We start from the raw sequence: 12,335 nt of genomic DNA, 5'->3' as shown, positions 1-12,335 counted from the left end.
TTAAGCAGGATTCGCCGACGCATCAACATATGATGAGTAGGGCGGCAGGACCGTCCGGCTTCGGCTCTGCCGCAGCAAACATTACTCCCAACACTGCTTCCGGCGTTAGGTTTTGGTCTCTCAAGTGCAAGTAGTCAGCATCAGCAGCCTTAAGGGTGGAGTCGGCAAGACTTCCGTCACCACGGGATTGGCGTCTGCGGCGCTGGCCGCGGGAATCCACACGCTGGTGGTGGACCTTGATCCGCACGCCGACGCCACCACCGCCCTCGGCGTCCAGCCGGGCGACCAGCTGGATATCGGCCGGATGCTGAAGAACCCCCGCCGCGCGAAACTTGCCGAGAACGTCGTGCGCAGCTCCTGGACGGACCGGGCCCGCACCAACGGCTCGGGGCCTGCGGTGCTGGATGTCGCCGTCGGCTCCGCCTTCACGGGCATCTACGACCGGCCGGACCTGGGCCGCCGCGACCTCCGCAGGCTTTCCGCGGTCCTGGCTGGCACCGACGCCTACCAGCTGGTCCTGGTGGACTGCCCGCCGTCGCTGAACGGCCTGACACGCATGGCGTGGGCAGCCAGTGACAAGGTGGCACTGGTGGCCGAGCCCGGGCTGTTCTCCGTGGCCGGCACGGAGCGGACCATGCGGGCCATCCAGCTGTTCAAGCAGGAGTTCGCACCAAATCTCTCCCCCGCCGGGATCGTGGCCAACCGGGTCCGGTCCGGCTCGTCGGAGCACACGTACCGCCTGGCCGAGATGGAATCCATGTTCGGCGAACTCCTGCTCAGCCCGCGGATCCCGGAACAGGCCAACTGGCAGCAGATCCAGGGCGCAGCACACCCGGTCCACCACTGGCCCGGCGACTCCGCCAAATCCGCTGCCGGACTGTTCGACGACCTGCTGGCCAACCTGATGTCGGCAGGCAGCGGGCTGCGGAGTCGCACCCGGTAAGACGGCCACCCGCAAGTACCGGCACAGAAGGGGCCGCCCTCCATCCGGAGAGCGGCCCCTTCTGCTGTTCCTAAGGTCTTAGCTGATCTTGCGTGCGGCGCGGCGCTTGCTGAGTTCGTCGTCGGGGAAGGACTGCTCGGCGGCGTGCTCGCTGGGCAGGGAGGCGAGGCTGCCTTCCACTTCCCGCCACACGCGGCCCACCGCAATGCCGAAGACGCCCTGTCCGCCCTGCACGAGGTCGATAACCTCGTCGGCAGACGTGCATTCGTAGACGCTGGCGCCGTCGCTCATCAGGGTAATCTGGGCCAGGTCCTCCACCCCGCGTTCACGCAGGTGCTCTACGGCGGTGCGGATCTGCTGCAGGGAAACTCCGGTGTCCAGGAGCCGCTTGACCACTTTCAGGACAAGGATGTCGCGGAAGCCGTACAGTCGCTGCGACCCCGATCCTGCCGCGCCACGGACAGCCGGCTCCACCAGCCCGGTCCGCGCCCAGTAGTCGAGCTGGCGATAAGTAATGCCCGCGGCCTTGCAGGCCGTGGGCCCTCGGTAGCCGGCGTCCTCATCCAGCACCGGGAGGTCCTCGGTAAACAGGAGGCCCTGGGCACCGCTCACGGGCACAGCAACACCAGCCGTGGGCTGCTTCAGCCCGCCTGCTTCGCCTTTGGGACTCACGTGGATCCTCCTTGTCGTACGCTCCCGATAACCAGTGCAGCAGACTTGGCATGAAGACCATGCGTGTGATTCTCGCGGGGCGCACTTTCCAGTGTGACTTGCGCGGCTGCCGTAGGCAAGGGAACTTGATACTTCGACGTTAGGCCCGGCGGCCCCCGAGGTCAAAGATGTTGGGCCCTTCGAAGGGGCGTGTCGAAACTTTGAGCCTCGACTTTAACCTTAACGTGACCTAGCCGTCGAAATCCTCGGGCTCGACGTCGTCGAGGAACTCCCGGAAGCGGCGCAGTTCGCGCTCCTCGTCCACCGTGGGGCCGGGCTCGGCGTCTTCTCCCTCATCGTGTTCGGTGATGCGGACCCCGGCCTCATCCATCACGGCGTCGGCACACCAGATCCGGCATTTGGCGCGAAGCGCGATGGCTAGGGCATCGGAAGCGCGGGAGCTCACTGTGGTTCCGTTTTCGAACTGCAGCTGCCCGTAAAAGATGTTGTCCTCCACGGCAACGATGTTCACGCTGACAACGGAGTGGCCAAGGGACTCCACGACGTCGACGAGGAGGTCGTGGGTCATCGGCCGGGGCGGGACCACGCCCTGCTGGGCGAGGGCGATGGCGCTGGCCTCGGGGGTGCCGATCCAAATGGGGACGTGGCGTTCCCCATGCATCTCCTTGAGCAGGACCAGGGGCTGGTTGGAGGGCAGTTCGATGCGAACGCCTACGATCTCGACTTCAATCATCAGATGTCCATGCGTGAGATGTGGTCCTGCACCAGGGCCCTGTGCAGGGTGAGGCAGAGGTCGCTGATTTCACGGGCAGCCTCGGCTGCCCGTGCCTGCGATGCCGCGTCCTTGCGCGAGGCAAGCGGTGCCACGGCTCGTTCCACCAGGCCGAATTCCCGTTCGGCCGCCGCCTGGAAAGGGCGAAGGTGCCGCGGCTCCAGGCCGTGGCTTTCCAATTGGACGCACGCGCGCGCCACCTGCAGGGCGTGTTCATCGAACTGGCCGTTGCTGTGGCTGATGAGTCCGAAGCTCAGGAGCGACTGGAGCAGGGGCACGCTGGCACCGGATTCCGTCCGCAACTGTTCCTCGGTCAGCTTTCGCCCACGGTTCTGCAGCTCAGCGGCGAGCTCGTCCGAAACGATGCGCGGGGAAACCACGACGCCGGGCGGCAGGTTATCCGGCCGCTCTCCCCTGTCGATGGCATCAAGGTAGTCCTTGATGACCTTCAGGGGCAGGTATTGGTCGCGCTGCAGGGCAAGCACGAAGCGTAGCCGCTCGACGTCTCCGTCGGAATACTGCCGGTAACCCGCCGGCGTGCGCCGCGGATTGATCAGGCCCTTCTCTTCCAGGAACCGGATTTTCGACGCTGTCATGCCGGGGAAGTCCGCGCTGAGCTGGGCGAGGACTTCGCCGATGTTCAGGACCTGGGGGCCCCGGCGTTCCGGTTGTGCCATTGCCACAGGCAGCGGTCCCCGGATCAGCCGCGGCCTGCAGCTGTGGCAGGGCTCAGGTAGAAGGTGAGGCGGAACTTGCCGATCTGGACTTCGCTGCCGGACTTCAGCTCCACCCGGTCCACACGGTCGTGGTTGACGTAAGTGCCGTTGAGGCTGTTTTTGTCAACGACCTCGAAGCTGCGGGCGGTGCGGTGGAACTCGACGTGGCGGCGGGAAACCGTCACGTCATCCAGGAAGATGTCCGCGTCAGGGTGCCGGCCTGCCGTGGTCACGTCCGAGTCGAGCAGGAAGCGGGCGCCGGCGTTCGGGCCGCTGTGCGCCACGAGCAGCGCAGAACCGGCCGGCAGGGCCTCAACCGAGTTGCGCTCATCGAAGGACAGCTTCGGCGCGATAGTGGGTTCATCGGTGACCGGGGTGAGATGGATCGAGGTGGTCTCCGACGCCTTAGCCGCACCCGCGCCGTAATCCCCATCGGCAGGGTTGTGTGTGTGGCCAGCCATGGATTCCTCCTCTTCGACGCTGCAGGTTCCAGGCCTGCAGCCAACGTTTACGCTCCGGCCCTGGCAGGTCCGGCCCCGGCTCCCCCATCCGGCCGCTGACGTGCGAAGACGTCCTGCCTGCGACGCGGGGCCGGACCGGAAATACCGGTTAGCTTTAGCCTACCTGTTGTTCGTACTCCGATGCACTGAGCAACGACTCAACGGCGTCAGGTTCGGCCAGTTTGACCTCGATGAGCCAGCCGTCACCGTATGGATCGGTGTTGATCAGGGCCGAATCAGTGTCCAGGGAGTCGTTGCGGGCCACTACTTCGCCACTGACGGGTGCGTAGATGTCGCTGACGCTCTTGGTCGACTCCACCTCGCCCACGACTTCGTTTGCCGTAATCTTCGTGCCGGCCTCGGGCATCTGGGCGTAGACAACATCTCCAAGCGCATCCTGGGCGAAGTCGGTGATTCCCACCCGGACCACGCCGTCGGCATTGGGGGCCGACACCCACTCATGTTCGGCGGTGTAGGACAGGTCTTCGGGAATGTTGCTCATGGGGGGCCTTTCATCGGGGTACACCAACGTCACGGCGGCCCCCGGTGATCGGGCCGCCGCTGAAAGTATAGGCACAAGTGCCCCGGCCACCACCCGGGTTTCTGACAAGATGGGACCCATGAGTGCAAGCGCAGGTGCAGCATCTTTGGGACAGGGCAGGTAGGCCATGCCGGAACTGCCTGAAGTCGCCGGCCTGGCCGCGTTCCTTGACGCACAGCTGCGGGGCTGCACGGTGACGAAACTGCAGATCACCTCCTTCGCCGTGCTCAAGACGGCCGACCCGCCCTTCACCGCGGTTGAGGGCCGGACGGTGTCCGGTGTCCGGAGGTTCGGAAAGTTCATCAGCATCGACACCGACGGCGTTTCCCTGGTGTTCCACCTGGCGCGGGCGGGCTGGGTGCGGTTCACCGAGTCCCCTGCGGACAGCCAGCTCCGGATGGGCAAGGGCCTCATCGCGGTCCGCTGCGCGTTCTCCGGCCCGGAGGGGCCGCGGGGCCTTGACCTGACGGAAGCAGGCACCAAAAAGAGCCTGGCGGTCTACGTGGTGCGGGATCCGCAGGAGGTGCCGGGCATCGCCACGCTGGGCCCCGATCCTTTTACCGAGGCGTTCGACGCCGAGATGCTGGCTGAGATCCTGGCCGGCAGTTCACAACAGATCAAGGGCCTCCTGCGCAGCCAGAGTGTCATCGCCGGCATTGGGAATGCCTACAGTGACGAAATCCTGCACGCGGCCCGGATCTCCCCCTTCGCCACTGCAAAGTCCCTTGACCGGGAGACGGTCCAGGTGCTGTACGACGCGATCCACAGCGTGCTGGGCGAAGCCCTGGCAGAGGCGGCGGGCAAGCCGCCCAAGGACCTCAAGGATGTGAAACGCAGCCATATGCGGGTGCACGCCCGTACAGGCCAGCCCTGCCCCGTCTGCGGCGACACGGTACGGGAAGTCTCCTTCGCGGACACGGCCCTGCAGTACTGTCCCACCTGCCAGACCAAGGGCAAGATCCTGGCTGACCGCAGGACTTCGAAGTTCCTGAAGTAGGAAACCCGCGCAAACAGTAACGCAACCACAAAAGCGGAAGGCGCCGGAGATGTTCTCCGGCGCCTTCCGCTTTTGGTCGGGCTGACAGGATTTGAACCTGCGACCCCTTGACCCCCAGTCAAGTGCGCTACCAAGCTGCGCTACAGCCCGCTGGTTCCGCCGTTCTCCGCTGAACTTCCACCCAGGGATTCCTCCGAGGATTTCCATCAGCAGTCCGGCCGAACCACCTAGAAGAGCTTACACGATCCGGAGCGGTGCGAATGACACTTTCCGGATTTCAGTCCCAACGTGTCGAAGACAACACCGGGATCAGCGCTTCCGGCCGCGCTTTTCCCGCACGCGCATGCTGACCTCGATGGGCGTGCCTTCGAAGCCGAAGGTCTCACGCAGCCGGCGGGTGATGAACCGGCGGTACCCCGGGTCCAGGAACCCGGTGGTGAACAGCACGAACTTCGGCGGGCGGCTGGAGGCCTGCGTGCCGAAGAGGATGCGCGGCTGCTTGCCGCCGCGGACCGGGTGCGGGTGCGCGGCCACGAGCTCGCCCAGGAAGGCGTTGAGGCGTCCGGTGGCGATGCGCTTGTCCCAGTTCTCCAGGGCCAGGTCCAGGGCGGGAACCAGCCTGTCCTTGTGCCAGCCCGTCTTTGCCGAAATGTTCACGCGCGGAGCCCAGTCCACGTGGGCCAGGTCCTGCTCGATCTCACGTTCGAGGTAGCGGCGCCGTTCGTCGTCGAGCAGGTCCCATTTGTTGAAGGCCAGGACGAGCGCCCTGCCGGACTCGATGGCGAGCTGCAGGATACGGACGTCCTGCTCGCTCAGGACCTCGTCCACAGCGAGGAGCACGACGGCGACCTCCGCCTTTTCGAGGGCGGCCTGGGTCCGCAGCGAGGCGTAGTAGTCGGCGCCCTGCGCCATGTGTTGGCGGCGGCGGATGCCTGCCGTGTCAACGAAGCGCCAGGTACGGCCGCCGAGTTCGATGAACTCGTCCACCGGGTCACGGGTGGTGCCGGCGGTGTTGTCCACCACCACGCGCTCGGAGCCGGCCAGCTTGTTCAGCAGCGAGGACTTGCCCACGTTCGGGCGGCCGATCAGGGCGATGCGTCGCGGTCCGCCGGAACGGTCAGTGCCCTCGATGGTGGAAAATTCCGGCAGCACGTCCATGACCTTGTCCAGCAGGTCGGCCACGCCGCGGCCGTGCAGCGCCGAAACAGGGTACGGCTCGCCGAAGCCGAGGCCCCAGAGGACGGCCGAGTCCGCTTCCTGCGCGAAGTCGTCCACCTTGTTGGCGACCAGGATGACCGGCTTCTTGCTGCGGCGCAGCATCTTCATCACGGCTTCGTCCGTGGCGGTTGCCCCGACGGCCGAGTCCACCACAAAGAGCACGGCGTCAGCGAGCTCCACGGCCATCTCAGCCTGCTCGGCCACGCGGGCGTGGATGCCGCGGGCGTCGTGTTCCCAGCCGCCGGTGTCCACCAGCGTGAAGTTGCGGCCGTTCCAGTTGGCCGAGTACATGACGCGGTCACGGGTGACCCCGGGGGTGTCCTCCACCACGGCTTCGCGGCGGCCCAGGATGCGGTTCACCAGGGTCGACTTCCCCACGTTCGGCCGGCCGATGATGGCCAGCACGGGGTCCAGTTTGACGGGGCCTTCGAACTCCTCGTCGCCGTACTCTCCGCTCAGCAGGGCGGCGTCGTCCTCATCGAGGTCGTAGTCCTCCAGCCCGGCCCGGAGGGAGGCCGCGCGCAGCTCCGCTTCGTCGTCGTCGATGGCTGCCAGCCGTTCTGCAACCTGGTCGGCGCCGCTGGGAGTGTATTCGTCGTCGTCCGCGCCGGGATATCCCGAAGTCTGGGTGGTGTCGCTCATTGCACTGTCCTTAGTGGTCATCTGCCGGCGTCCCGGCTACTGCTGTCAAGTCTTGATGTTCAGCGAAGGGCAGGGGCTGCCCGCTGAGTTGTACGGTGTCCTGGACGTGCCCCGCGAGCGCTGCCCGGATCTCCTGCGCCGCCCTGTCCATTGAAGCACGGCCGCTTTCGCCGGCCCGGCGGGACAGGGTGAGGGCCCCACCGAAGCTGACGTAGAACCGCCGCCCCGGCCGCGGCACTGAGTCGAGGTGCTCATGGCCGGTCCGGGTGCCCAGGATGGCGACCGGCACCACCGGCGCCCCTGAGTTCAGCGCGAGCCAAGCCACGCCGCCGTTGATGTCCGCGGCCGCGCCGCTCCCCCGCGTTCCTTCAGGGAGAATCCCCACGCACCGGCCGGCGTCGAGCACTTCCCTGCAGCGCTGCAGCGCGGCACGGTCCCCGCTTCGGTCCACCGGAAGTTGGCCGGACGCTGTCAGCACGCGCCCCAGGAAGCCCTTGAACATTTCCTGTTTGACCAGGATGTGCATGGGCCGCGGCGCCGCCCCGAACATCACGGGGCCATCGAGGAAACTGATGTGGTTGGCCGCGAAGATCACCGGTCCCCCGGTGGGGACGTGGCTCTTGCCCGTCACCGAGGTCCGGTAGACCAGATGGTCCAGGATCCAGCCCACGGGCCTGCTCCATGCCAGGGTCAGGCCGGACGGCACGCCAGCCCTCCCGTCAGTCACGGTTGAGGACCTTGGTCACTATCACGAGGGCGGCGTCCACGGTCTGTTCGAAGTCGAGGTCGGAGGAGTCCAGCGTCACCACGCCGGACGCGGCCTGCGTGAAGTTGACCACGGTGGAATCCCTGGCATCCCGGCGGGTGACCTGCGCCGCGAGTTGCTCGGCATTCTGCGTTCCGCCCAGCTGGATGCCCCGGCGCCGCAGGCGCGCTTCCTCGCTGGCGGTCAGGAGCATCCGCACCTCGGCGCCGGGCGCGACGACGGTAGTGATGTCCCTGCCTTCCACCACCATGCGGCGGTGGTGCTTTTCGATCAGCTCGCGCTGGCGCCGGATGAGTTCGGTCCGGGCGCCGAGGGTGGTGGCGACGGAGCTGACGGCCGAGGAGATGGCGGGTTCGCGGATGGCGTCGGTGACGTCCACCCCGTCCACCCGAACGAATTCCTCATTGGGGCTGGTGCTCAGTTCCAGGACCAGGTCCCGGGAAGCCTGCTCCACCGCCGCGCCATCCTCGAGGTCGATGCCGTTGGTGACGCAGTGCCACGTGAGGGCGCGGTACATTGCACCCGTGTCCAGGTAGGCGAGCCGCAGCCTGCGGGCCACTTCCTTGCTGACGCTGGACTTGCCGGAGCCGGATGGCCCGTCGATGGCAACCACCAGTGGCCGTCCGACGCGGAGCGCGGGCAGTGTGTCGAGAAGTTCCTGTGTCATTACTGGAGTACCCGCCATCCGCGGTCGTTAAGTGCTTCGATCAGGTGGTCGTGCTTGTTGGGCAACACTGACAATTCCACCATGCCCACGTTCTGCCCGGACGAATGGTCCAGGCGGAGGTCTTCAACATTCACGCCGATTTCACCTATTTCGGTGAGCAGCTGAGCGATCTGCCCGGGCCTGTCGTCCACGAGCACGGTAAGCCATGAGTACGCCTGCGGCGGTCCGCCGTGCTTGCCCGGAATCCGCGCCTGGCCGGCGTTGCCCTCGCTGATCAGCTGGGCAAGGTCCAGCCGCGCTCCGGGCGCGGTGGGGTGTTCCAGTGTTCCGATCAGCCGGTTCAGGTCCTCGCGGACGCCGTAGAGGATTTCGACCACCTTGGCAGCGTTCCCGCCCAGGATCTGCACCCACAGGGTGGGATCGCTGGCGGCGATCCTGGTGGTGTCCCGCAGACCGTTGCCGGCGAGGGACAGCGCGTGCAGCGGCGTACCCTGCAACCGGCTTGCCAGCAGCGATGCCATCACCTGCGGCAGGTGCGAGACCAGGGCGACGGCTTCGTCATGTTCGTCGGCCGTGAACTGGGAAACAACGGCGCCCAGGTCGGAGGCCAGCGACCGTGCCACCTGCAGGGCATGCGCCGATGTCTCCTCCGAGGGGCAGACTACCCAGGGCATGGAGGTGAACAGTTCGCCGCGCGCTGCCACCGGGCCGGACTTTTCCCGCCCCGCCATGGGGTGGGTTCCGACGTAGCGGGACAGGTCGGCCCCCACGTTGCGGAGCCTGGACTGGATGCCGGCCTTGACGCTGGCGATGTCCACCACTACCGCTTCGGGGTATGTCTCCAGGGCCTGGTGCACCACGTGGGCGGTGACGTCCGGCGGCGCCGCGACGACCACCAGCTCAGGCGTGGCATCGCCCAGTTCGGCCAGGGGGCGCCCCGCCCCGATATCAACGGCCACTGCCTGGTTGGTCGGTGAGGGGTCGGAGAGGAACACCGGGACGCCGCGGCCGCGCAGGCCCAGCCCGATGCTGGTGCCCAGCAGTCCCGTTCCGATGACCACCACCGGTCCGCTCAGGTGTCCGCGGCCGTGGCTGTGGAATGCCGACATTGGTCAGAGTCCTACGGATGCCAGCAGATGCCCGACTTCCTGCTTGCCCAGGTTGCGGATGCTGCCCTGGCGCTGGTCTCCCAGGCCGATGGGACCGACCTTGACCCTGACCAGCCGCTGGACCGGGAAGCCGACGGCGTCGAAGAGGCGGCGGACGATGCGGTTCTTGCCAGAGTGGAGCACGACCTCGATCAGGACATGTCCGGGCGTGGAGTCCACCAGCCGGAAGGAGTCGACGGCAGCCATGCCATCCTCGAGTTCAACGCCTGCCTTCAACTGCGCACCGATGCCCTGCGGGAACGGCCCACGGACCTGGACCAGGTAGGTCTTGGGAACCTCGTAGGACGGGTGGGTGAGCCGGTTGGCCAGTTCGCCGTCATTGGTCAGCAGCAGCAGGCCTTCGGTGGCGACGTCCAGGCGGCCCACGTGGAAAAGCCGTTCGCCGGTGTTCTTGTTGCTCTTGAGGAAGTCGCTGATGCAGGGGCGGCCCTCGGGGTCCTCCATGGTGGAAACAACGCCCTTGGGCTTGTTGAACACCATGTAGACCAGGTTTTCGTCCAGCTGGATCCGCAGCCCGTCGACGTGGATCACCGCGGTCTTGGGGTCCACGCGGACGCCGAGTTCGGTGACCACCTGGCCGTCCACCTCCACGCGGCCTTCGGCAATCATTTCCTCGCAGACGCGCCGGGACGCGACTCCCGCCGAGGCCATCACCTTCTGGAGGCGAACGCCGTCGGCATCATGGAGTTCGGACTGGGGAACGTTGCCGCGCGGGCTCTTCTTCCGTCCGGGCTTGCGGACCGGGCCCAGGTTCTGGCCGAAGCGTTCACTGCCGAAGGCACGGGAGGCTGCCGCGCCGGGGGCACCGGTGCGCGGCTTGGGCTTGGGCGCGCCGGGGGTTCCGGGCGCCTTCTTGGCGCCGGGCTTGCGGGCTGCGGGCTTGCGCGACGACGGCTTGGCCGGCTTGGAGGCCTCCGTTCCGTGTGCGGGCTGGCCACCGAGATCGGGGTCAACGAAGCGTTCCTCGCGCGGCTTGGGCGCGCGGTGCGGCCGGTCGCCGCCGAATCCGGAGGCGCGCTTGCCCGCGCCGCTGCGGGATCCCCCGCTGAAATTTCCGCCCTGTGGGCTGCGCTGCTGGGAACCGCGTTCCTTGCCGCTGCGTCCCGAACCGTTACGTGGTGAACCCTGGCGTCCCGCCTGTGTCATGACCCGTCCTTCAAGGTATTGGCCGGCACGATGTCCAAAGACAACCCTAGCCAGCCGCGCAGATTTAGTCTGCCCTGATAAAAATATTCGCGCAGGCAGGAACTTCCTGCCTACATGGTGTCGGCGTCGTAGAACTCCGGGATCCCCTCGAGCCCCGGCAAATGCGGCGACAATTGAGGCAGGTCCTCCACCGAACCAATCCCCATCCGCTCGAGGAAGTACGAGGTGGTCCGGTACAGGAGCGCGCCAGACTCGGGATCCGGTCCCGCGTCCTCGATCAGCCCGCGCTGGGCCAGTGTCCGTACGACAGAATCGACATTGACTCCGCGAATTGCAGACACCCTGGCCCGGGAAACGGGCTGGCGGTATGCAATAACTGCCAGCGTTTCCAATGCCGCCTGGGTGAGCCTGGCGGTCTGCCCCTCGAGCACGTACTTGCCAACGACGTCGGCAAACTCTGCGCGTGAGTAGATCCGCCAGCCACCGGCGATGTTCCGCAATTCAAAACCCCGGGGGCTGGAACCGAAGCCAGCTGGGCTGTCGTCTTCCATATCCGGGGCACTAACAGTATAGCCGCTGTACTCACGCTGGAGTTCTGCCAGCAGCGACCGCACCTCCCCCACGGTCAGCCCCACCCCAGCGGCCAGTTCCTCCTCCGTGGCAGGTTCGTCCAGGACCATCAGGACTGCTTCGATCGCGGCCTTGGCGCCACCGGGACGCCGCAGGAAGTCCGGATCATTCTCTGCTTCCATTTCCGGTTCCGGATTCACGGTTGCTCCTCGTACTCTTCGCTCACGTTTTCTGCGGACCAGTCCCGGTCCCCGGCGGTCCAATGGATGGCCAGCTCCGCCAGCGGCGAGAGCTGGTCAAAGGACACCACCCGGTCGCGGAACAGCTCCAGCAGGGCCAGGAACCTCGCCACCACTACCAGGGGGGAACCGGCGTCGGCGATCAGCGACCGGAAGGAAAGCGGCGACTCCCGTTGGAGCCGCAGCCCCAGTATCTCTGCCTGCTCCTTGACGCTGACGTTGCTGCCGTGCAGGTGGCCGAGGGCCACCTGCGGAGGTTCTGCCGGCGCCTTGGGCCGAAGTGCCGCTTCGGCGAGGGCGGCGAACTGGTCCGGCGTGTGTTTCCAGACCAGCTCGGGCAGCATCGCGGCGAAATGCTCCTCCAGCCCCACCTGCCGCGGGAAACGCCGGCCTTCCTGCTGCAGGGTTTCGCCGAGGAGGGCGGCCACCTGCTTGAAGGCCTTGTATTGGAGCAGGCGGGCGAAGAGGAGGTCCCGGGCCTCCAGCAGGGCGATGTCCTCATCGTCCTCCACTTCACCGGCCGGAAGGAGCCGGGCCGCCTTGAGGTCGAGCAGTGTGGCTGCGATCACGAGGAACTCGCTTGCCTCGTCCAGTGCCCATTCCTCGCCGAGATCCTGCAGCTTGCGGATGTATTTGATGAATTCATCCGTCACGGTGGCAATGGCCACTTCCGTGATGTCCAGCTGGTGCTTGGCGATCAGTCCGAGGAGAAGGTCGAACGGGCCCGTGAAGTTGGCCAGCCGCACCTCGAAGCCGGGTTTGGGATCGGCCACGGCG

At 66.5% G+C, this 12,335-nt stretch carries 14 protein-coding genes and 1 tRNA gene; 2 read left to right on the top strand and 13 right to left on the bottom strand.

The window, feature by feature from the left end; genetic code table 11:
* Positions 1-124: 124 nt before the first annotated feature.
* A complete protein-coding gene (locus K4G53_RS20195) occupies positions 125-943 on the top strand; it encodes a ParA family protein (protein ID WP_221387475.1) in 819 nt (272 codons plus the stop codon).
* 78 nt (positions 944-1,021) lie between these two features.
* On the opposite strand, the gene K4G53_RS20190 is transcribed toward K4G53_RS20195, so the two are convergent.
* From K4G53_RS20190 to gcvH, 5 genes are all read right to left on the bottom strand, one after another.
* Positions 1,022-1,615, bottom strand: a complete 594-nt coding sequence (locus tag K4G53_RS20190; RefSeq protein ID WP_018763528.1) for a MerR family transcriptional regulator — start codon at positions 1,613-1,615, stop codon at positions 1,022-1,024.
* Between the two features lie 229 nt (positions 1,616-1,844).
* Positions 1,845-2,348 (bottom strand): bifunctional nuclease family protein, encoded by a 504-nt coding sequence (locus K4G53_RS20185; RefSeq protein ID WP_221387474.1) that lies wholly within the window; start codon positions 2,346-2,348, stop codon positions 1,845-1,847.
* A complete protein-coding gene (locus K4G53_RS20180; RefSeq protein WP_221387473.1) occupies positions 2,348-3,064 on the bottom strand; it encodes a MerR family transcriptional regulator in 717 nt (238 codons plus the stop codon). The genes K4G53_RS20185 and K4G53_RS20180 overlap by 1 nt, the downstream gene beginning before the upstream one ends.
* A gap of 23 nt (positions 3,065-3,087) precedes the next feature.
* Positions 3,088-3,564 (bottom strand): FHA domain-containing protein, encoded by a 477-nt coding sequence (locus K4G53_RS20175; RefSeq protein WP_221387472.1) that lies wholly within the window; start codon positions 3,562-3,564, stop codon positions 3,088-3,090.
* Positions 3,565-3,718: 154 nt separating this feature from the next.
* On the bottom strand, positions 3,719-4,105 hold the full coding sequence (gene gcvH / locus K4G53_RS20170) for a glycine cleavage system protein GcvH (RefSeq protein ID WP_221387471.1): 387 nt from the start codon (positions 4,103-4,105) through the stop codon (positions 3,719-3,721).
* Between the two features lie 166 nt (positions 4,106-4,271).
* Here gcvH and K4G53_RS20165 point away from each other — a divergent pair, with 166 nt between their 5' ends.
* Positions 4,272-5,141 carry an Fpg/Nei family DNA glycosylase gene (locus K4G53_RS20165; protein ID WP_221387470.1) on the top strand — a complete coding sequence of 290 codons (870 nt, stop codon included), beginning with the start codon at positions 4,272-4,274 and terminating at the stop codon, positions 5,139-5,141.
* A gap of 73 nt (positions 5,142-5,214) precedes the next feature.
* On the opposite strand, the gene K4G53_RS20160 is transcribed toward K4G53_RS20165, so the two are convergent.
* The 8 genes from K4G53_RS20160 to K4G53_RS20125 all read right to left on the bottom strand — a co-directional run bounded on the left by K4G53_RS20160 (position 5,215) and on the right by K4G53_RS20125 (position 12,331).
* Positions 5,215-5,291 (bottom strand) — tRNA-Pro (locus K4G53_RS20160).
* Positions 5,292-5,450: 159 nt separating this feature from the next.
* Positions 5,451-7,001: a ribosome biogenesis GTPase Der gene (gene der / locus K4G53_RS20155; protein WP_221387469.1), complete on the bottom strand. Its 1,551-nt coding sequence runs from the start codon at positions 6,999-7,001 to the stop codon at positions 5,451-5,453.
* A gap of 10 nt (positions 7,002-7,011) precedes the next feature.
* Positions 7,012-7,728 (bottom strand): 1-acyl-sn-glycerol-3-phosphate acyltransferase, encoded by a 717-nt coding sequence (locus K4G53_RS20150; RefSeq protein WP_221387468.1) that lies wholly within the window; start codon positions 7,726-7,728, stop codon positions 7,012-7,014.
* Positions 7,721-8,434: a (d)CMP kinase gene (gene cmk, locus K4G53_RS20145; protein WP_221387467.1), complete on the bottom strand. Its 714-nt coding sequence runs from the start codon at positions 8,432-8,434 to the stop codon at positions 7,721-7,723. The genes K4G53_RS20150 and cmk overlap by 8 nt, the downstream gene beginning before the upstream one ends.
* Complete coding sequence (locus tag K4G53_RS20140; protein ID WP_221387466.1) at positions 8,434-9,543, bottom strand: prephenate dehydrogenase; 1,110 nt, start codon at positions 9,541-9,543, stop codon at positions 8,434-8,436. The genes cmk and K4G53_RS20140 overlap by 1 nt, the downstream gene beginning before the upstream one ends.
* A 3-nt stretch (positions 9,544-9,546) precedes the next feature.
* Positions 9,547-10,749 carry a pseudouridine synthase gene (locus K4G53_RS20135; RefSeq protein ID WP_221387465.1) on the bottom strand — a complete coding sequence of 401 codons (1,203 nt, stop codon included), beginning with the start codon at positions 10,747-10,749 and terminating at the stop codon, positions 9,547-9,549.
* Positions 10,750-10,859: 110 nt separating this feature from the next.
* A complete protein-coding gene (locus tag K4G53_RS20130; protein WP_221387647.1) occupies positions 10,860-11,501 on the bottom strand; it encodes an SMC-Scp complex subunit ScpB in 642 nt (213 codons plus the stop codon).
* Positions 11,502-11,515: 14 nt separating this feature from the next.
* Positions 11,516-12,331: a ScpA family protein gene (locus K4G53_RS20125; RefSeq protein ID WP_221387464.1), complete on the bottom strand. Its 816-nt coding sequence runs from the start codon at positions 12,329-12,331 to the stop codon at positions 11,516-11,518.
* Between the last annotated feature and the right edge of the window lie 4 nt (positions 12,332-12,335).

It is taken from the genome of Arthrobacter sp. MAHUQ-56 (assembly GCF_019710585.1).
Classification (GTDB): domain Bacteria; phylum Actinomycetota; class Actinomycetes; order Actinomycetales; family Micrococcaceae; genus Arthrobacter.
This window is presented reverse-complemented; position numbering and strand designations above follow the sequence as displayed.